The sequence below is a fragment of the Lewinella sp. genome, assembly GCF_050633125.1.
GTDB lineage: Bacteria > Bacteroidota > Bacteroidia > Chitinophagales > Saprospiraceae > Lewinella.
This window is the reverse complement of sequence record NZ_JBOEFX010000031.1, coordinates 19407-40724: the sequence shown is the minus strand read 5'-3', so window position 1 is coordinate 40724 and position 21318 is coordinate 19407. Positions and strand designations below refer to the sequence as shown.

At 46.2% G+C, this 21318-nt stretch carries 15 protein-coding genes; 6 read left to right on the top strand and 9 right to left on the bottom strand.

Going from position 1 to position 21318, the window contains the following annotated elements; translation table 11 throughout:
* Positions 1–175: 175 nt before the first annotated feature.
* The 3 genes from dacB (at position 176) to ACRBG0_RS08725 (ending at position 3296) form a co-directional block, all read left to right on the top strand.
* On the top strand, positions 176–1657 hold the full coding sequence (gene dacB, locus ACRBG0_RS08735; RefSeq protein WP_431486519.1) for a D-alanyl-D-alanine carboxypeptidase/D-alanyl-D-alanine endopeptidase: 1482 nt from the start codon (positions 176–178) through the stop codon (positions 1655–1657).
* Positions 1658–1786: 129 nt separating this feature from the next.
* Positions 1787–2638, top strand: a complete 852-nt coding sequence (locus tag ACRBG0_RS08730) for a DMT family transporter (RefSeq protein ID WP_431486518.1) — start codon at positions 1787–1789, stop codon at positions 2636–2638.
* A 58-nt stretch (positions 2639–2696) separates the two neighbouring features.
* Entirely contained in the window at positions 2697–3296 is a 600-nt protein-coding gene (locus ACRBG0_RS08725) for a YdeI/OmpD-associated family protein (RefSeq protein WP_431486517.1), read from the top strand.
* A 389-nt stretch (positions 3297–3685) separates the two neighbouring features.
* On the opposite strand, the gene ACRBG0_RS08720 is transcribed toward ACRBG0_RS08725, so the two are convergent.
* From ACRBG0_RS08720 to ACRBG0_RS08705, 4 genes are all read right to left on the bottom strand, one after another.
* Complete coding sequence (locus ACRBG0_RS08720; protein WP_431486516.1) at positions 3686–3796, bottom strand: DUF3024 domain-containing protein; 111 nt, start codon at positions 3794–3796, stop codon at positions 3686–3688.
* Positions 3797–3799: 3 nt separating this feature from the next.
* On the bottom strand, positions 3800–4774 hold the full coding sequence (gene trpS / locus ACRBG0_RS08715) for a tryptophan--tRNA ligase (RefSeq protein ID WP_431486515.1): 975 nt from the start codon (positions 4772–4774) through the stop codon (positions 3800–3802).
* 154 nt (positions 4775–4928) lie between these two features.
* On the bottom strand, positions 4929–5894 hold the full coding sequence (locus ACRBG0_RS08710; RefSeq protein WP_431486514.1) for a threonine ammonia-lyase: 966 nt from the start codon (positions 5892–5894) through the stop codon (positions 4929–4931).
* A gap of 211 nt (positions 5895–6105) precedes the next feature.
* The gene (locus tag ACRBG0_RS08705; protein ID WP_431486513.1) at positions 6106–7770 is read right to left on the bottom strand and encodes a T9SS type A sorting domain-containing protein; all 1665 of its coding nucleotides are present in this window, start codon (positions 7768–7770) and stop codon (positions 6106–6108) included.
* Between the two features lie 123 nt (positions 7771–7893).
* Between ACRBG0_RS08705 and ACRBG0_RS08700 the strand changes: the two genes are divergently transcribed.
* Complete coding sequence (locus ACRBG0_RS08700; RefSeq protein WP_431486512.1) at positions 7894–8436, top strand: hypothetical protein; 543 nt, start codon at positions 7894–7896, stop codon at positions 8434–8436.
* 130 nt (positions 8437–8566) lie between these two features.
* On the opposite strand, the gene ACRBG0_RS08695 is transcribed toward ACRBG0_RS08700, so the two are convergent.
* From ACRBG0_RS08695 to ACRBG0_RS08680, 4 genes are all read right to left on the bottom strand, one after another.
* The gene (locus tag ACRBG0_RS08695; RefSeq protein WP_431486511.1) at positions 8567–12067 is read right to left on the bottom strand and encodes a reprolysin-like metallopeptidase; all 3501 of its coding nucleotides are present in this window, start codon (positions 12065–12067) and stop codon (positions 8567–8569) included.
* A gap of 317 nt (positions 12068–12384) precedes the next feature.
* Positions 12385–14310, bottom strand: a complete 1926-nt coding sequence (locus ACRBG0_RS08690; RefSeq protein ID WP_431486510.1) for a peptide MFS transporter — start codon at positions 14308–14310, stop codon at positions 12385–12387.
* A gap of 118 nt (positions 14311–14428) precedes the next feature.
* Complete coding sequence (locus tag ACRBG0_RS08685; protein WP_431486509.1) at positions 14429–15826, bottom strand: peptide MFS transporter; 1398 nt, start codon at positions 15824–15826, stop codon at positions 14429–14431.
* 531 nt (positions 15827–16357) lie between these two features.
* The gene (locus ACRBG0_RS08680) at positions 16358–17794 is read right to left on the bottom strand and encodes a hypothetical protein (protein WP_431486508.1); all 1437 of its coding nucleotides are present in this window, start codon (positions 17792–17794) and stop codon (positions 16358–16360) included.
* Positions 17795–18071: 277 nt separating this feature from the next.
* On the opposite strand from ACRBG0_RS08680, the gene serC reads away from it, so the two are divergent.
* Complete coding sequence (gene serC / locus ACRBG0_RS08675) at positions 18072–19151, top strand: 3-phosphoserine/phosphohydroxythreonine transaminase (RefSeq protein ID WP_431486507.1); 1080 nt, start codon at positions 18072–18074, stop codon at positions 19149–19151.
* Positions 19152–19358: 207 nt separating this feature from the next.
* Positions 19359–20093, top strand: a complete 735-nt coding sequence (locus tag ACRBG0_RS08670) for a M48 family metallopeptidase (RefSeq protein ID WP_431486506.1) — start codon at positions 19359–19361, stop codon at positions 20091–20093.
* A 51-nt stretch (positions 20094–20144) separates the two neighbouring features.
* On the opposite strand, the gene ACRBG0_RS08665 is transcribed toward ACRBG0_RS08670, so the two are convergent.
* Positions 20145–21113, bottom strand: a complete 969-nt coding sequence (locus ACRBG0_RS08665) for a hypothetical protein (RefSeq protein ID WP_431486505.1) — start codon at positions 21111–21113, stop codon at positions 20145–20147.
* Between the last annotated feature and the right edge of the window lie 205 nt (positions 21114–21318).

Sequence of the window (21318 nt, the reverse complement as noted above, 5' to 3'; positions counted from 1 at the left end):
ATTAAAATACCAAAGAACAGTTTACTGTTTTATGCTCACTGCCTTTATGCTTGTTTTCCTGAATAAGCGACTCCCAAGGCAGTGAGCTTTTTTTATGCATTCTTCTTCTGGCTATAAAAGCTTTTAGGACATCTCCATTATTACGATATTGCTTGTCGAAATTGCCGATTAGATAATGAATACCGAACTTATGTATCGCCGTATCCTGTTTTTCTTTTTGCTGGGGTTGTTTGTAAATACTGTCCTCGCTGCGCAAACGTCGCTGCAAGCAAGTATTGATGAATGGGTAGCCGACGATTATTTTACGCACACAAGTGTGGGCATTGCAGTTGCGGATGCTACAACAGGAGAATTGTTGGCAGGGCATGATAGTGAAAGAAGTCTTATTCCGGCGTCTAATTTGAAGTTACTAACGACGGCCTCAGCCTTGAAGATACTGGGCCCTGATTACCAATTTGAAACACAACTGGCCTACGATGGATATGTGGATGCCGAGGGGGTACTCAGCGGCAATTTGTACCTCGTCGGCAGTGGTGACCCCAGCCTGGGTTCGCCAGATATGGAAGGAACCCCTGGCCTGGAAGCGCTGCTGGAACGTTTCAGTTTAGCGGTACAGCAAGCAGGTATTCGGCAGATTACCGGCCGGGTGATTACCGATGAACGCGCTTTTAGTTCAGCCGCAAATGGTAGCCACTGGCAATGGTTGGATATGGGGAATTACTATGGCTGTGGGGCCTTTGGGCTTAATTTACACGATAATTTGTACTATCTGCGTTTTCAGCAACGGAGTCAGCTTGGTGCCGTTCCTCCCATAGCAAATATTTCGCCTGATATTCCCGGGTTGCAATTTGCCAATGAGGTAAAAAGCGCAGGCCGTGGGTCGGGCGATAATGCCTATATATACGGTGCTCCTTATACCTATCAGCGCCACCTGCGGGGCACTATTCCGGTGGGAAGTGGCTCGTTTACTATCAAAGGAGCTATACCTGATCCTCCTTTATTTGCAGCTCAGCAATTGCAGCGCACATTGGAGTCTGTAGGAATTTTGTGTTTACGGCCACCAGCGACTGCTCGCAGCCTAGGGGATGCCTTGCCAGCGCTAGGGGAACCCAAGGTACTGTACACGCATAAAAGCCCACGCTTACAGCATATCGCGGATCGTACGAATATGGAAAGCGTCAATTTATACGCGGAAGCCCTGCTACGCGCTATTGGCCAAAAGGCGAACGGAGAGGGTAGTGCAGAGGCAGGTTTGGAGGCCATCAAAACGTATTGGGAAAGCCGTGGACTTGATCTTGGCGGAGTGTTGCTTTATGATGGCTCAGGGATGGCACCGAGGAATGTGCTGCCGCCAGCATTTTTCTGTGACTTGCTGAGTGCCATGTATCAAGATGAGGATATTCAGCAAGTTTTTTGGGAAAGTCTTCCTTTGGCGGGGCGCTCGGGTAGCCTGAAAAACAGCCTCAAAGGCACGGCAGCTGAAGGGAAGTTGCGTGCCAAAAGTGGCTCGCTGGAGCAGGTAAGGGCCTATTCCGGTTATGTGACCAGTCGCTCAGGTAGGGTCTTGGCTTTTAGTGTTTTGTTGAATAATTACCAAGGTAGCGGTGGTGATGCTCGCCGAAAGCTACTGGCAATAATGGCTCGTTTAGCGGAATAATTACCTTCTCTGACAATTTTTGTGGTCAAGCTAAAGCAAAAATCGTAAGTGACTGGTAAGGAACGTGATTTTTGTTTTCGCTTGACTCTAAACACAAAAAAATGTCAGAGAATCAATAATTGTTGAAGAATGAACGAAAGAAACAAAGGCTTAGTCGCGGTTTTGTTGGCGGCATTGGTATGGAGTAGTGCCGGGCTTTTTATCAAATGGTTACCTCAAGAAGCGTTTACGATCTTGTGTGTTCGGGCACTGTATACGATGTTGGTTTTTTTCGCAATTTACCGTATGAAAGTCTTTACTTTCAACTGGCTGACCTTATGGAATAGCCTTTTTTATGCGGCGCTGCTCATCTGTTTTGTTACGGCTACCAAGCTCACAACGGCGGCCAATGCCATCTTCCTACAATATACAGGAGTAGCCTACGTGCTGCTGCTGGAACCCTTGCTGTTTAAGCAGAAATACCAGCGCATTAACATTATTACGACGATCCTCTGCTTTCTAGGAATGAGCCTCTTCTTTATGGAAGGGCTGGACGTATCCGGCGGTTTGGGCTTACTCATTGCCGCCTTGTCGGGCGTGGCGTACGCAGGGTTCATGCTTGGGCAGCGGTCGAATCCTCATGAATATCATGTATCCGCCGTTTTCTGGGGTAACTTTCTGGTGGTGTTGGTTGGTCTACCTAGCCTGATGGCTGCAGAAACGTTTACCGGCTCCGAGCATCTCATGCTGGCCTACTTGGGACTTATTCAAATGGGGTTGGGCTATTTGTTATTCACTTATGGCCTCAAGCGTACCACTGCCACAGAAGCCAGCTTACTCACCATGATCGAGCCACTGTTCAACCCGGTATGGGTAGCCATCGGTTTTGGCGAACGCCCCAGTGCAATGGCTATTATTGGCGGCCTCATTATCGTCGCAGCACTGATTTTTAGAATCTTGGTACTGAAGCGCGTAAAACGGGTGAGGAGGGTAGTGAAGTGATAGTGTGCGATCAAAAGAAATACAACCAAAAAATCCGTAAAATTGAAGAAGCTTTCCTATGAATGAACCAATGTTCTTTCCGACACAAGCACTATTCAGAGAATGGTTAGCAAATAACCATGACAAAAAGACAGAGTTGTTTGTTGGTTTTTATAAAGTAAAAAGTGGATATCCAAGTATGACTTGGTCGCAATCAGTTGATCAAGCCCTTTGTTTTGGTTGGATTGATGGTGTTCGGAGGTCTATAGATGAAGATTCTTATCAAATCCGATTTACGCCACGGAAAAAAACAAGTGTTTGGAGCCCTGTCAATTTAGAAAAAATTGAAAACCTAACGAAGAAGGGTTTAATGCAACCAGCTGGGATTGAAATTTTTAAAAACAGAGCTGAAAGTAAACCTTACGATTATGCCTTCAGGCAAAAAGAACTAAACTTGCCAAGTGATTTTGAAGATGAGTTTAAGAAAAACGCAAAAGCTTGGGCCTATTTTGAATCCCTTGCGCCATCGTATAAGAAGCATTCGGTATACTGGGTGATTTCTGCTGTACAAGAAAAAACTAAAATAAAGCGGCTTAAAGAATTAATTGCTTCGAGTGAATTAGGTACAAACAAATGGAAAGATAGTAAGTACAAGAAAAAGACTAAAAAATCAAAGTGATAAATCAAAGGTAGGAGAACACGGAAATCTTATGGATGTATATCCGGTAAGCTCGGCTTGGGTAAGGAGGTTTATGCCTATACCATTTTTTGTGCTCTCTCTTTAGCCCTGCGGTTGGGATACATTTATGGAGAATGTTCAAAATAGTGTGTCTCGCGCAGAGCCGCAGAGCCCGCAGAGATTTTTTATTACTGGTTATCAAGTAGATACATTTCGGCAATTATTCATCAGACACACATTAATGAACAGTCTCCATTTATGTGTTTTGACCTCGGTAGAGGTCGTTTCCTTATTTGTTTATTCTTTTCTACCAATATTCGACCTCTCTGAGGTGTTTTTTCTTGATCTCACTCCTGATTTTGGTCGAGGTGTGTCCCAGCCGTAGCCCTTTAGCCCCAGAAACAACCGTGAGAATCGGCTTCAACAATCGCTAAAGCTTGCGACAAATGCGTCAATTTGCCTAGGGTATCATAGTGTTGCCATTTTCTGCTTGCTCGCATACGCTAAGAAAACCCAAGCGTCTTCCTTACCCTATCCAAAACCTTTACTGCCGTTTCGCGTGCGCGGTCTTCGCCGATACTCAATAGCCTATCCACTTCGTCTAGGTTATTCATGTAGTAATCGTATTGCTCACGCTCCTTTTCAAACTTGGTCCAAAGCAACTCAAAAAGGGCTGTTTTGGCGTGACCATAACCATAGTTGCCAGCGCGGTAATTCGCGGCCATCTCTTCGATTTGTTCCGGAGAGGCTACGGTAGCATACAGTTGGAAGACGTTGCAAGTGTCGGGGTCTTTAGGGTCTTCCAGTGCTTTGGTATCCGTCACAATTTTCATTACATCCTTTTTAAGCTGCTTTTTGGGCTTGAAAATGTCGATGTAGTTATTGTAGGATTTGCTCATCTTTTGGCCATCCGTTCCGGGGATGATCATTACCTTTTCGTCCAGTTTAATTTCTGGAACGACAAACAATTCTGTCTTGTAGTGGTGGTTAATTCTTCGTGCCAATTCACGCGTGATCTCAAGGTGTTGTTTCTGATCTTTACCAACAGGAACCATCTCTGCGTCGTACAGTAAAATATCTGATGACATCAATACAGGGTATAAAAACAGCCCCGCATTAACATCCTCTAATCGATCAGATTTGTCTTTGAAAGAGTGCGCTAGACTTAAGCGCGAAAAAGGCATAAAGCAGCTCGTGTACCAGGTTAATTCACAAACCTCAGGAATCCGAGATTGGCGATAGAAGAAGTTGGAACCCGTATCAAAACCAAAGGCAAGCCATGCAGCTGCGACGGAATAGACGTTGTTTTTGCGAGCTTCAGCGTCTTTTATCGTGGTAAGAGAGTGTAAATCGGCTATGAAAAAGAAACACTCATTGTCCGCTTTTTTCGATAATTCAATCGCTGGGAGAATAGCTCCTAGAACATTCCCTAAATGAGGCTTTCCTGAACTTTGAATACCCGTTAAAATCCTTTTCATTTCGTATTTTTTACTTTACCCTGTAGGGGGGGCAGGTGGATGTTTTATAGTCATATCAATGCCAGTTAGCCTAAAATAATTCCTGTAATGGAGGTAAAAACTACTGGGAAATTAAAATGGGATGCTAATGTACAGTTTTTGAGCAGCTGTTTCTTCAAAAAGGCAAATTCCCTATGTCTACATTACCTCCTGTGAGGATAATGCCTACCGTTTTTCCTTTGAAAACTTCTGGATAAGCGTGTACTGCTGCCAGAGGTACAGCAGAACTGGGTTCAATAATGATTTTCATACGTTCCCATACTAGTCGCATGGCATGAACGATGGCCTCTTCTTCCACTCTCAGGATATCGGTAACATGCTCCCGGATGATGGCCAGCGTCTTTTCACTGAGGTAGGTGCGTAAACCGTCAGCAATGGTATTAATGGTTGCGTTATGCTCTATTTTTCCGCTGTGGAAAGACCGGTAAGCATCGTCTACCTCAAAAGGTTCTGCCCCTATTATCTGGGTGTCTGGTGTGAAATAGTGGGCTGCAAGTGCAGTGCCAGAGAGTAAGCCGCCGCCACCGGCAGGCGCCATAATTATATCGAAGGGTAAATTAGCGTCTTCTAGCAGTTCTTTAGGAGCAGTTGCCTGACCAGCTATGACGTTGTAATCATCGAAAGGATGGATAAAGTAAGCTCCCGTTCGTGCTATAACTTCATTCAGTTTAGTCTCACGAGCTTCTATAGTGCATTCGCAAAAAACGACTTCGGCACCATAGCTTTTGACTCCGGCTACTTTTACAGCCGGTGCATTTTTGGGCATTACGATAAAGGCGGGTACGCCCAATACTTGAGCAGCTCGGGCTACGGCTTGGGCGTGATTGCCAGAGGAATGGGTCGCCAATCCTTGTTCCAGCTGAGCGGGAGTCAGTCTGCTGGCGGCATTGGCTGCACCCCGCATTTTGAAAGCGCCAATTTTCTGGAAGTTTTCACACTTAAAGTGAATGTCTGCACCAGTCATTTCATTGATCGCCTCACAAGTCATGATCGGTGTTCTGTGGATAAGTGGCTGGATCAGGCGATGGCTTTCACGAATGTCTTCAGCGGTGGGTACATGTAGTAGCGTAGTGGCAGGCATTGGGTTTTAGTGGGAAGATAGGGATATTATTTTTCATGCAGCCTGCTGTGCAGTAAGAATAGAGAGGACTTTCTAGGGCGATTAATTTGAACCATGCAAGGGATTATAAGAACATATAAGCGCTTTGTTTTAGTTCTTAAATGACCTTATAATCCCTTATGATGGTTCAATAGACTAGTTCAAACTGAGTCTCATTTTAGGCAAAAATCGCCTATTGTACAATCAACTTCTGGGTAGACTGGAACGTCTCACTACGCAACTGAACAAGGTAGAGTCCGCTAGGCAAGTCAAGTCTTTCCAAATCTAAAACGTACTGGATTTCCTGGCCAGCAAGAAGCTGGAGAGATTTAGACTGCTGTAGTACTTTGCCGTAAGCATCCATGATCACTATACTAGCTTCTTCACTTTGTTCACTACGAAGATAAAGTGTCGTTTGCTGTTGAGCAGGATTAGGGGCCATTTGCCATTGCAGGTGCTCCGGTAATGCTGTCAGTTCTTCGTTGGCCGAAACCATGGCGTCGCCGTATTGGTAATGTACATTGAACCGGTAAGTGCCCCAGTCTTCAGATTGGCTCTCGTTGGCCAATAAAAAGTGAATTTGATCAACGATAACATCCCCACTCGTGATGGTGAAATAGCTGTCGCCAGCGTTGCTACCCACTGGGTAAGCTGGAGAGCCAGCGGCAGCATAACCAGGTGAAAGGCTGCCATTCGTCGCCGGACGGAAGAAGAAACGGCCGCTTTCGCTTTCGCTGTTGGTGTAATCAAAATAGCCATTGACACGCTCACCGTGGAGTAGGCGTGCTGGCGACGGGGGACACGTCACCAGGTTTTCGATCAACACATTACCGAAGAACAAGTCCGTCGGTTGCAGCATCTCCAGGAGCACCTCCGTTTGATCAGCATTGGTAGCCTGGAAACGGATATGATCGACACGCCGATTGGCTCCGTTAATGGTGAAATTGCAAGCTGATGAGCCACTGCCAGTATAGACGGGAGAACCGCAAGCAGCATAGCCAGGCGTAAGCCCCTCGTTGGTGAATGGCCGTGGGAAAATACGTGCTCCAGCAGCTTCTGTGGTTTCGTAATCATACTCAATGGTAACGTTGTCGCCATTGGCAAAGTAGTTGCCTCCTACAGCATTAAAATTAGTGACCTTGACGGTACTCCAGTACCAGTTTACGGGAATAAAGAAGGTGTTGAGCGTTTGTGTTTGGCTTTCATTGAGGATGGTTACCCGCAAGGCGTCTACATGGATATTGCTACCGGAATTGATACTGAAATTGGCCGTATGGCTTCCCGTACCTGAAAAGATAGGCGAGCCAGAAGCCCCATATCCTGGCGTGAGGTTACCGTTTGTAAATGGACGCACAAAAATACGGGCACCGCCAGGGTGCGAAACATTGTAGTCAAAGGTGATGTTTACCTGCTCACCGAGCAGTAGAGAGCCAATTTCCTGCGATTGTGTAAAGGAAAAATTATTGGCACCATTTTCTCCAAACTGGTAGGTGACGGGGATGTAAAACTCCCGCAATGTAGCAGTTTGGTCAGCAGTGGTAATGAGAAAACGAATTTCATCAACCACCACACTGCCACTGTTGATGGTGAAGAAAGAACTACCCGTACCATCGCCATTGTAGATAGGCGATCCGCTGGCCCCGTAACCGGGCGTAAGGTTGCCGTTGGTGAATGGCCGCGCAAAAATGCGTGCACCACCCGACTCGTCAATACTGTATTCAAAAGTAAATTCTACTTGCTCGCCGTGCGCATAGGCCGCCACTCTCGTGGAAGGCAAATCAATCTGGCAGATGTCATTCTGTGCGGTGAGGAAGAAGAAGGAAAAGATCGTAATTAAGAGGGTAATCAATGTTTTCATAGAAAAGGTTTTTAGATTTTAGGATTAGCTTTGGCACTCCCGCCAGAGTGCTTACATACGTTTATCTGGCGTTTTGGCGTTTCGTTACCGATGTCAGCTATTTTTTTTCTAAAACCTTACCCTATGCTTAATCAATTACTTTTTACACTTTGCTTGTTTGGCCTCACCTTTTCTGCTACTGCCCAAGAAATTACCAAACTGGAGCTGGTCCCCAATAAAACAGTGGCCTTCGCAGGAACCCTAGAGAATGGTGTGATTATGGAAGACCTATCGTGGGCCTGGAACAGTTCTGTAGCTTGTTTTCCAGAGACCCAGGCGAGCAAATTCAGAGGCCGCCATGTGATGTATCTGGTAGATATTCCTCGCTATTCAGAATTGGAAATCACGGTTGTCCCAACGGATAAATCAGCCAATTATAGCCTCTATGCCTACCAAGCGGGCCAGATTACCGAAGACAACCTCGTCCCTAACCTCAGCAGCTGTATCCGCTGTGAAGCCGATCATAAATGGGACCGCAACTATGTAAACCGCACCCAGGATCACACCCGTACCGTAAAAAATATTCTGGCGATCAATAACCCTTATCAGGCTTTAATAGTAGTCGTTGGCCCCGAAGGAGCCGAAGAAGGCGAGTTTCAATTGCAGATCGCGATGAAGAGTCGATAATTTAAAGTCGGAAGTGGGAAAGCGGAAGTGGGAAGTGTATTGGTGTTCTTATAGCGTGTTTTACTTCTCCGGCAGGAAGACCGTATCCACTAAGTACACACGTTCCGATTTCCCACTTCCGATTTCCCACTTAAATTTTAATGACTCGCTCAACTGCTTCCCAGTTTTGCGTACTGGCTTTTAGCCAATAAACACCGGCAGGGTAGTTGGTCAAATTCAGGGAGGTAACATCTCCTGAATTGATAGTCCATTCCTGCAAGGTTTTTCCTTGAACATCAATTAGTTTAAGTGTTACCGTCTGTGTGGTATTCCAGCACCTTAATTGCAGGTCGCCTGCTGTAGGGTTGGGAAAGAAAGACCACTGCGGAGTAGAAGTAGCGATTGCTGCGGAACGAATTTCAGAATAAGATGCCTTGCCACTGTAGTCTATCTGCCGTAGCCGGTAATAGTACGTGAGACCCTGTTGTACTTCTTCATCAAGGTGGGCGTAATGATTGGTAACGGTTGGATTGTCCGTTGCTGGAATCCAGCTAATTGGCCGGAAATCAGTCTCATGTTCTGACCTTCTTTCAAGGTCAAATCCGGCATTGTCCTCCTCATGGGTCGTTGTCCATTGAAGGGCAATAGCCTTTGATTGAGCTTTAGCTGCAAAGCTTAGCCAAGTGACAGGAAGCGGCGAAAAGTTTTTCGTACAAACTTTTATGCTCCAGCCATTTAATGTTCCTCCTTCTTGACTGACATTGTCGCGGATGTTTAAGGCCCAGTCGCCATTCATTTCCAAGTTGTTGAACGAGGAGAAGGTTTGATTAGGTTTAACTTTTTCACCGGTATTTAGGGGGCAGCTGATATTGTTCGCTGTTCCATCGTCGAAACTTAGGAAGACATCGTCATTGTTCCCGCATATATAGCTAAAGAGGTTGCGAATTGTTCCGTTTGGTGCTTCCAGTGACACCTCTAGGTCTCCGCTACGGGTGTGGGTTATATCAAGGTTTAGGAGGTCTAGGTCTTGAACTGTTCCTCCGTCAGGAATATTTAGCACTGATGAATAATCGGCAGCTGCTCCACTACTGATAGCTAGGCTTTCATTGTTTTCATAAAGGAAGCAGGGCTCTGTTATGAAAGACCTGACCGTAGAACTAGAGCCCAGGCCGCATTCATCGCTACTGCTGATTACTCTCCAGTAGTAGCTAATATCACCGTCTAGGTTTTCTGAAAGAACGAGGTCAGTCTCGCTCGTTGTCGTTGAGAAAACAATATTGCTAAAAAACATATCCTCGGCAATTTCAAGGATATAAGAATCCGCAGAGGCTACTGTATTCCAGTTGAAATAAGTGAATATAGAAGCGCCATCAAAACCATCGGCGGGTTCAATGAGTCCAGGTGCTGCAGGAGCGGCCGTGAGCTGAAACGGAAGACTTGTAGATAGGTTGCCAGCAGTACTATTGCTCTCGATTTCAACGGTATAGTTTCCTGTAGATAGGCTGCTGAAGTCACTGACGGTTACTGTCACATTGTCTCCAGGATTAATGGGGTTTGCAGAAAAAGATACATTAACGCCAACGGGTACACTGGTGGCGGAAAGGGTGATGGGGTCATTGTAGCCACCAATACTGGTAGTGCTTACGATGAAATCCAAAGAAGCACTGGCACTGGCACAAGCAGATAAAGTGCCTCCTTCATAGCTAAAGGTATAATTGGGCACTACGCTATTTGTGATGGTGAAATTGGTATTCGAGATGTCGAAAAAGACATTGTCGGTGCATCGCACTAAAACCCTGGCAGTAGTCGAGGTGCCAGCGGGAACGTTGACACTATGACTGCCGTCATTAGGGGTGTTACTTACCAGCGTAACCGGGTAGGTTAGCCCTCCGTCATAAGAAAGAAGAATGTCGACGTTGCTACAGCTGATGGGCGCTGTATTTGTACCTGCTACATCCCATTCGACGGTAGCGGTATTGTTCTCCGACCAGCTAATATTGGTGTTGGGATTAGTGACTAAAAACGGCCCGGAATCAGCATCAACACTGAGTCTTATTTGGTCTTCAGTAGTACAGCCGTAGTTGCCATCAAAATCCCGAACCGTAAGCCGAAAATCCATGTCACGGTCTGTTTCCGGGAGGGTTTCCCACTCGGGGTCTACATTGTTGACGAGGTCAGATAAGCGCGGGAAATAACGCTCTGGTTCAGCGACGGGGTCAAAAGAACGGAACATAGGTCCTTGGGTGTTGGTAGGAAGCGGCGGCATGTCTTCTCCTACTTCATTGTCATATTGTTCCCAGCAGTAGCTGATGGGGTCGCCATCGGGGTCGGTAGCATTGCCGGTAAGTACAAAAGGTGTACCACCGGGGATATCGTAATCCTGGACAGCAGTGACATTGGGTGCGGAGTTACTCATGTCAATAATGGTAGCACAGTTGTTTCCTTCCCCTGTTTCCATGTAATTGGCAATTTCCTGAATGTTTCTTGCATGGTAATAGGCGTCACTGTTGGACTGCACATTAGGAGAGCAAATGCCGGCGTAACCCATAATAGTGCTAGCACTACCAGGCTCCATGGATGCAGAGGAGCGGTTGCAAGGGTTGTTCTGGGTGTGGTTGCCCCCAAACTGATGACCCATTTCGTGCGCGACATAATCAATGTCAAAGGGATCGCCTACGGGAGCGCCTCTGCCGGTTACGCCACCGGCTTTATTGCTTCTACAGGGCGAACGTAAATAAGCAACACCACCACCACCGGTACTGAATACATGCCCGATATCATAATTGGCGGTACCGATGACGTCATCACAAGTGCTTTGGTTTTCTCCCAGCATGGTACCCCCGTTGCCATTTGTGTAGGGGTCGGTGCCGCCATCGAGGTAGACGAGGTCGTTATTATTGGCTACCAGCACCAGGCGTATCGCTAAATCTGCTTCGTAAACGCCATTGACACGATTCATAGAAGTGGCCATCGCCGAGGCTGCGCCTGAGACGGTGCCGCCGTGGAAATCTGCGTATTCACCGGTACAAGCAAGGGCCAGACGGTACTCTCGGAAATTACAATCACCGGCCCTCACTACGGAGTTCTCTTCCGTGATGGGGTCGCGGTCGCTTTCAGTATGGCATTCGAATGTTTCGTCAGGTTGCGGGTAATGTCTTTTGTAGTAAACTTGGTAATAATCTCGCTGGTTCCAATAGTAAGGGTCGACAAACCAGGTGTTTCCTCGCTCAAGTATCATGGCGTGAAAGCCGCGGGCTGTCCAGTCGAGTCTTACGGTCGTCGTTGGATTGGTGGTACTGACGCCTCGCCAGGTTTTGATGTACGACCAGGTTGCTTGCAACTGTGGGTGTAGGAGGTCGTAGGCGACAAACTGGAAGGTTTCCCATTCGCCATCCGGAGTAGGTAGGGTGATTTGGTGGGGACTTTGTCTGGGGTTGACCTCTCTTTCGTGACTAGTAGACCTTAAGAGATCTTTTAAAGCAGTGGTATCTGCCTGATAAACGCGAAATCGGTTAGGTGTAATTTTTCGTTCTTCTTGGTCGCTTAATTGATTGGTACTGGTGTTTTGCCAAATAGCCGATTGTGCTGCTGAATTGGTCAGCGAAAAAAGAATAAAAAAGCAGATGCTGAAGTAGGAAATAAAGCCTTGCATAGTTACTAATGTTGATGCTTTTACATGAAGAGGTAGCAGTAAGTCAGGCGCAGTGATGAGCCATAATACTAGCGTAAAAAGTAAGGGTACAAGTACCACCTTTCAGAAAAGAGGAGTGTATATATGGATAACGTAAGGTGATGGGAAAGGACACAGGGTAAAGACAAAATACTTTATAATGTAAATCTAATGATTTGTAAGATAAGCGCGTAAAGAAAAAATTAATTGGTATGCGTTACGACGATTAGGTATATGAAAAAAGCGATGATCAGTTTTTGGCCGATCATCGCTTTCCTATTTTTTATAAAAATGGCGAATTAACGTACGCCGTGCATGAGTTTACGTATAACCGGGTATAGGACCATTGATAACACCCCGACACCTACCGAGATAGCGGTAAGAATCCAGAAGAAATAACTCAGGCCGTGTTCAGCAGCGATGGCTTCGGAGCTTTCGCCGAAGACACCCGCCAACTTCATACCAATAGCAACAGCCAGGTACCAGATTCCAAACATGAAGGCGATCATACGCCCTGGTACCAGCTTACTCACGTAAGACAATGATACAGGAGAAGTACATAGCTCGCCCAGTGTATGGAAGAGATAGACCAATACCAACCAGATCATACTCACCGCAGCTGTTTTAGCACCAGGCTCAATGTCACGCGCACCGATGGCCACACAAGCCATACCCAAGCCTAGTAGAAACATACCGATGGCATATTTAGTGTTGGCATTAGGATTGTATTTACTTTCCCACCATTTAGAAAATAGCGGAGCGAATGTGATGATAAAGAGGGAGTTTAAAACCCCAAACCAAGAAGCAGGTACTTCCGTAGCATCTTTGAAATATTCTTCTCTCAACATCCAGATGGCAATTCCCCAAACGATTACAAAACTTAGGGCCAGAAAGATGTTAGATAAGCTGTATTTGGCAAACGTCTGCCGGAATAACTTATACAATACCCATGAAATGATTCCTAAAGGAATTAGGGTCATCAAGGAGTTGACCACTTTGTAGACGGATGCGGCTGTGCCGTCAAGCATCCGCTCGGTGTAATCATTGGCAAAGATGGTGAGTGAGCCAGGAGCTTGCTCAAAGATAGCCCAGAAGAAGATGGTCACAAAGGCAAAGAACGATACGGCAATCATCCGGTCGCGGGTGATTCGGTCATACATCGCCAAGCGATAAATCAATAAAAAGATGAACATGGTCAGGGCTACCAAGATCGTAATACCGGTACCATCTACACCATTGATGGAGAAATCGAGAAGGTTGAATTGGCCTTCTGAAATTTTAGAAGCAGGATCGTTGATAATCCAGATTAAACCTAGAGCAGCGGCGATACCTGCGATGACTTTTTGCGGCATCGTAAATGGATTACGAACTTCCTCGTCTTCTTCGGCCGTAAACATGGAGAACCGGCTGAAAAAGAAGACCAGTGCCAAGATACCAGCGAGGGTTAAAGCGATATTCATACCCAAAAACAACCAAACCACAGCACCTACCAGGGCTAGAGCACCTACGGCTTTTTGCCAACTTTCATAAGGTTTTACTTGCGTAACTACTGATAAGTTTGCAGTTTCTTGTTTGGCGATGCTATTAGGGTCAGGTACTTTTCCTACGTCACCAAAAATCCCCTGGGCTAACCAAAACTGCAATAGCCCAAAGAGCATGAAGATACCAGCGACGCCGAAGCCCCAGCTCCAGCCAACCTTCTCGCCCAGGTAGCCGCAAAGGAGAATTCCTAAAAAGGCACCTGCGTTAACCCCCATGTAGAAGATCGTATAAGCGCCGTCTTTCTTTTCCGGGCGGTCTTTGTACATCTCAGATATGATGGAGGTCATATTGGGTTTGAAGAAGCCACTACCAAAGACGAGGAGGGTAAGCCCCAAGTAAATGAAGAATTGGGTTTCCAAGGCCATACAACCATGCCCCAGGGTCATCAGTAAGGCCCCAATAACGACGGCCCAGCGATAACCAATTTTATTATCCGCCATGTAGCCACCGATCATGGTAGAAAGGTAGACCAGCGAGGTGTAAGTACCAAAGATGGCAAGCGCCCATTCTCGTGGCCATCCCCAACCACTATCGGCAATGGACGCGGTGAAAAAGAGAACCAATAGGGCACGCATACCGTAATAGGAAAAGCGCTCCCACATTTCGGTAAAGAAGAGTACAAAAAGCCCTGCGGGGTGCCCCAAGACTTTCGACTCGAAGAAGGAATCTGTAGAATTACTCATTATTGTCGTTAATTAATCAGTTTTATGAATGGATAGGTAGGGCTAAGGCCGTATACTTTTGTGAAAAGTGGCCTAAAGTAGATAAGTCTACTTTAGGCCACTAATTTAGAAGGTAATACTATGTTGTTGGGTCCAATTCTTCTGCGCCATGGGTCAGACGTTTCAGTGGCTTGAGGATAGCCAGTACTAAAATGCCAAAGAGGACACAGAATACAGCGATTCCGGTGAAGGTCTGGAAATCACCCGAACCAGCAGCCGATTCGCCGATCAATCCGGCTAGTTTATTGCCGATGCCTGTGGCAGCAAAGTAAGCGCCCATCATAAAGGACGCATATTTGACCGGCGCCAGCTTGGTGATAAAAGAAAGGGCTACCGGGGAAGCACAAAGTTCTCCGATGGTATGGAATAAATAAGCGAGGGTCAGCCAAATCATGGCTGATTTTTGTGCCAACTCACCATTGTCGCCCATTACTACTTCTGTACTCGCTTTACTCATGAAAAGGAAACCCGTACCCATGATGATGACACCAATGGCCATTTTGAAAAGAGAAGAAGATTCTTTGCCTTTTTTAGCCCATTTGTACCAAAAAGAACCAACTGCAGTACCAAGAACGATGATGAAAAAGGCATTGATGGATTGGAAAATAGCAGCAGGTACCTCATTGCCAATAAGTGGTAAAGCAAAAGAAAGGGTACGATCTGTTTTTTGTTCGGTATAAAGGCTCATCAACCCTCCGGCTTGCTCAAAAGCTCCCCAGAAAACGATAATGATGAGGAAAGACAGGAACATGACTAACATCCGGTCTTTTTCGACTTTTGTTAGTGGTTTTTTCATAAGCTCTTTGTCAGGAGAGTCTGCTTTGCCGATAAAGTTGCCGACACCTTTCAGGTAACGAAGGCCGTAGATGTAAACGATCTGGCCGAGTGCCATGCCGATACCTGCAAGGCCAAAGCCAGCGTGCCAGCCGTATCTCGCAGCTACGATACCTACTAATAAGGCACCGAAGAATGCACCTAAGTTGATGCCGATGTAGAAAATGTAAAAACCTTTATCACGACGTGCGTCACCTTGCTTGTAAAGGCCCCCAACCATGGTAGAAATATTAGGCTTGAGGAAGCCAACACCAAGTACGATAAGTACCAAACCAGAGAAGAAGGCCCATTCCTGGTTGATAGCAAGGATACCGTGCCCTGCACAAAGGAGAAGTCCCCCGAGCATGACCGCGTTTTTTTGTCCTATATAACGATCGGCAATGATGCCTCCAGGAATAGAGGTTAGGTAGACAAACATGGTATAAGTACCATAAAACGACAGTGTTTCTGCATTGCTCCAGCCATAGCCAGATTGTGGGTCGTTGAGTAAAATCGGAGCCGCCAGGAAAAGGGTAAGGATAGCCCTCATGCCGTAGTAAGAAAAGCGCTCCCACATTTCCGTAAAAAAGAGGAAATAAAGCCCTACCGGATGACCGAAAAGTTCTGGCTGGTCTTTAAAAGGATCATTGTCGTGATTGGTCATGTAAGCGGTAATTTAGAAAAGGATGTTAGTATAAAATATCGCTACCATCATGTGATTTAACGGAGGCAATCTGTTTTAGACTTTCGTGTAAATAATTATAATTCGGCTAAAATTAACTTTTTTCTCTAAGTGACCATTAAATGACCGCCGTTAATTTTGTTATAACGAGGTTAAACCGAAGCTTTAGGGGGCTAAATGGGGATTTGGCAAGGTGGTTGACAGAGGGGCGTAGCGCAGCTAGCGGAGCCCGACGGGCCGGAAGGCACGTAACAGGCAGGGATAGTAGCGGTATGCAATGCGCAGCAATGCATAAGAGCGGATAGCCCGGCCGCCCCCCGATCTGCGGGGTGGCGGGCATGCATGATTTTAGAGATTAGCACGGCAAATCTTCCCTCAGGGGCAATGTGGGAGAACTATAATTGATGGTTGAAGCTTGCTTGTCCCATCAACCTTTTTAAAGCTGGAGTTGGGGAATTGAGGTTGAAAGTATTTTGACCATCAACCATCAACCATCAACCATCAACAATTATATCAATTCGCCGTCCTAATTACCGTACTGCGCTGAATCCAGCAACCGATGTAGAAGCTGTCGCCGGTTTTGAGGTTGCGCTGGAAAACGTCAGCTTTTTTTGGCATGTACTGGCTGTATTGGTTGATCCATTTATTGGCTTCGGCGGCAGAAGAGGAGTCGACGCTTTTTGCTCGATTCCACATGTCGATCGCAGCCCAGACGACTACCTGGCTATCCCAGCCTCGGCCGGGCCCACAAAGTGGACCACTGCTGGCATACATGCGACCAATGAGGATGTAGGGTTCGCCCCAATTGCTGCGTACATCGGCAGCGCGTTGGGCATAGGTGCGGGCACTGCTGTAACTGCGCTTGTGGACGTAGTAGATTTTAGCAACGAGGAGTAATAATTCTGATTTCCGGACGGCCTTTTCTTCTTGTTCGGCGGCGAGCAACAGGTTTTCAATGGCACAATCGTACTCTCCGTCCTGTAGGCATTTGACGCCAATACCGGCAGGGCCTGCAAACTCGTAGCGACATTTGCCATCGAGTACCGCTTTGACGGTATCATAGGCGTCGTTGCCTTCTGTACATGCGCCCCAGTTGAGGTGGCTAAGCACCTCGCGGGCTATATCGCAATCTTCGGGTGCTGCCTCAAATTCTGGGTAATACTTTGTTACGTAATATTCACAAGGGTAGAAGTCTTTGACGGTTTCAAAATACTGCAACCTTACGGGGGCGTATTCGGCTACGATCTCCCAAGCTTCGCATTCGGTGTTTTCACAGTTTTCCTGTCCGTGTTCGATGATAGCCAGTATCTGATCTGCGTAGACTTTGGCTTCAGCATCTGAAATGAGCGTAGAGTCGTGTAGCTCGGTAAGGAGTGCCGTGAAAGGGTTAATAACGAAATAATTGGCGTCGAGGCCATCCATTTCTATGGATTCCTTGAATAGGTTGAAGGTTTCTAATGGCGTAGAACGATCTTCGTATTTGTAGTAGTAATCAAAAGCCTTTCGGCCAATGACGTAGCCGCCTTTGGGGTAGCATTTATCAATTTCGTCATAAAGTGCGAAGATAGAGTCTACATAAGCCTGGTCTCCGGTTTGGCTGAGGAAATACTCGTAGAAAAAGATACCATCCGAGAAGACAGTGTTTCGTTGGCCATCGGCAGCGGGAGCTACAGCGTAGACTTTTTTCCAATAACTGTAAGCTACGTCATAATCTTGAGCTTTGAGAAAATCGCGGTAAAGCACATAGTTGGTCTCCGCATCATCCTGATTAGGGGCGTCGGTGAATTTTGGACAAGGGCTAAGTTCTACAGGAGGAGGGGTAGGGCTTACCGGTTTTACCGGTTCTGTAGTGGTAGGCGTGGTGACTGTTTCTGTCGTTTTTGGGGTACAGGTAAGTAATAATGCACTCAAACAAATCAGTAAGGAAGAAAGCAGGATGATCTTTTGCATAACAGCTTTTTAAAAAGAATTAACCAAAATATAAGCTGTAGATGCGGGGCGATAAAAATTTGGTGTCAGGTTTTCAAGGCCATCAATAGTTTTGTAAAATCAGGATTGTGCCTGTTTTAGGAAAAGGGCATCTGGCAGCTGGCCCAAATATTGTAAAAAAAGCCGAAAGAGACGGATCGTAGTTTAGACTTTATTTTGGCAACGTACGAGGGGGAAAGCATAGCATGGGATTAGAAAAACCTTATTTTTGTAAAATAATAACAACAATTTACCTGATATGAAAGTGCACAATTTCAGCGCTGGTCCTGCCATACTTCCAGCTAGTGTAATGGCTGAAGCAGCCGAAGCCGTTCGTGATTTTAATGGTAGCGGATTGTCTATTCTGGAAATTTCTCACCGCTCGAAAGGCTTTGTTGCAGTTTTGGACGAGGCTGTTTCATTAGTACGTGAACTATTGGGACTGAGCGACGATTACGCAGTACTTTTCTTATCGGGTGGCGCGAGTAGCCAGTTCTTTATGTCAGCAATGAACTTGCTAAACGAGGATGAAACTGCTGGTTACATCAATACCGGAGCTTGGTCGACCAAAGCGATTAAAGAAGCCAAACTCTTTGGAGAGGTAAAGGAGTTGGCGAGCAGTAAGGATACCAACTTTAGCTATATTCCTAAAGGATATGCGATTCCTGAAGACTTAAAGTATGTTCATATCACGTCTAATAACACCATTTTTGGTACGCAGTTTCAGGAGTTTCCTGAGACTAAGTTACCGTTGGTGGCTGATATGTCGAGCGATATTTTTAGCCGTCCACTACCTATTGATCGTTTTGGAATCATCTATGCTGGTGCACAGAAGAACATGGGCCCTGCGGGAGTAACTTTAGCGATTGTCCGGAAAGATTTATTGGGGAAAGTAAATCGTGCGATCCCTTCTATGTTGAAGTACCAGACGCATATTGATAAGGATTCTTCCTTCAATACGCCGCCGGTGTTTCCTATCTACGTGAGTATGCTGACCCTCCGTTGGGTGAAAGCTCAGGGCGGAGTGGAAGCTATGGTGCCACGCAATGAGGCGAAGGCGAAGCTCATTTACGATGAGATCGATCGTAACCCTATGTTTAAAGGTGTAGTGACGGATGCAGCCGACCGTTCGCGGATGAATGCGACGTTCGTATTACAAGATCAATACGCTGAGTTGGAGCAAGCGTTTTTAGCTGCTGCGGCTGCAGCAAACTGTGATGGTGTTAAAGGTCACCGTTCCGTGGGCGGTTTCCGGGCTTCAATCTACAATAGCATGGAACTGGAAAGTGTGCAGGCATTGGTCGATGTGATGAAAGCTTTTGCTGCTAAGCATGCGTAAGGTGCTCATCCGAGGTCGTTTTAACTCCTAATAAGCATGGTTCTACCAATGGACGACCTCTACTGAGGTCAAGACACATAAATGTGTCCCAACCGTAGAATGCGATCATAGAATAGTTACTGATCCTCTTTCCAATGTAAATACATTTTAGTCGAAATCCCGAGTTTCACGATTGTGTGAAGTTCGGGATTTTGTATGTTTGGTGCTATGAAAGAGGAGTGGATCAAGCTTAAGATAGGAACGATAGAAGTGCCCGCGCAGATTATCCGTGAAAAACGCCGGAGCATCCGAGCATCTATGGGGAAGGATAACGTGATTATGCGGTTTCCGATCAACCTGCCCGTTGGTGAAGAAACCGCCCATAGGGAACGTTTAACGAAGTGGCTGGAGAAGCAATACGAGAAAAAAGAGGGCCTTTTTCAGCGCTACCAAAAGGCCGACTATCAGGATGGAGATACGTTACGGGTAGGCGATCGACAATATGAATTGAGATTACGTAAGGAGGACCGCAAGACGAGCGCAGCGAGTTTGAAGCAAGGCCAGATTGTACTACGCCTTGATAAAAATCTCGACGAGCAGCAGTTTTCTAAATCTATCCGTACGCTTCTTAGTAGGGTGGTAGGGGCCGATTATTTGCCCCAAATTACTCAACGCGTACACACCTTGAATGAGCAATATTTTCAGCGGCCAATCAAAGGCGTGAAATTAAAATACAACCACAGCAATTGGGGGTCCTGTTCCAATTCGGGGAATATTAACTTGAGTACACGGCTATTATTTGCGCCACAGGAAGTAGTAGATTACGTCATCATTCACGAACTGGCGCATTTGGTGGAACTCAACCATTCGCACCGCTTCTGGGCCGAGGTAGCACAGGCTATGCCGGATTACGAAAAAAAGGAGGCTTGGTTGAAAGAGTTTGGGGCGGGTTGTGATTTCTAACCCATCGCCTACAAGGCAAATTCATGAATTTGTCTTGTAGGCGATGGTGGGTTACTGTTGCTGAGCCCGCATCCACTTCAGTATTTCCTGGGTGTTTTTGTTAGCAACGTTGGCGGGTAAATCCACCAAATCACGCGCCCCCAGGTCGATGGCGATCGGTGTGCGGCTTTCGTCTTGCTTGCGTAATACCAATAGCTGATTGTTGCGAGCAGCTTGCGTTACCTGATCAGAAACTCGCTGTGGTTCAGCAAAAAGAGGGTGAAGCATGAAGTTATCTTCTTCTGCATCATAAAAAGGCAAGATAGCTTGTACACCACCTTCGGTAGGAAGCAGAAACATAGAGTGGTAGCGGCTGTTGTCAGGGTCTTGCCATTCGGCAAAAGGCAAAACTGCTTTTGGTGCATTACGGTCACTAAGGTCAAAGGCAAAAGCACCAATATCTTGAGCATAACCCAGAAGATAGTCTTCCCAAACCTCTAAGCGCTGTACCATGCCTGACTGTGGATCGTCATACTCGCGCTCATTAAAGAATTCCGGTTTCAGTTCCGTGAGTTTGTAGTCTTGTTCCAAATCACAGACGATAACCTTGTAAAAGCCTTGGATACCGATAATATTACTGACGCTGTTGTATTGTACCTCGGCAATGTAATAGGGGAAATCAGGACTAGTATTTTCCGGTAGTGTGGTTTGGAACTTTTGTTCGCAGCTGCGGCCGTCCAATATTTCCAGTATTCGGTGGCTAGGGCCTAGTTCTTCGGTAGTTGTGCTTTCATCTGCTTTAATGACAGCCAGTACGTCCGGGGATTTTATCCATACACGGTTGCCATCTAGCACCTCTCCGCTAATCTGGCATTCAGGCGGGCTCAGGGTAGGGGGCGCATCTTCTTCAGGTGGTGTAGTGGTAGAGGTATCTGGTGTAGAGGTTGTACTACTACTGCTCGAAGTGCCAGTGTCGGTGCAGGCAACCATCATTAATAAAGCAATAAGCAAAACCATAGGGGATAAGTGGCCACGGATCATAGCGTAAGCGTTTGATTGAGCAGTAAAGGTAAAGAATTCCGGCTGTTATATCGTGGTTTACTTCTTTTACAAATTAGAGCAGGTTAAGAATATGCAACTATTTTAGTACGAATTATTTCGTAGATAATTTGCTTTTACGAAATGTTTCGTATATCATTGCAGTACGAATTATTTCGTAGACTGTTGCTGCGGGATAACCCCGTAG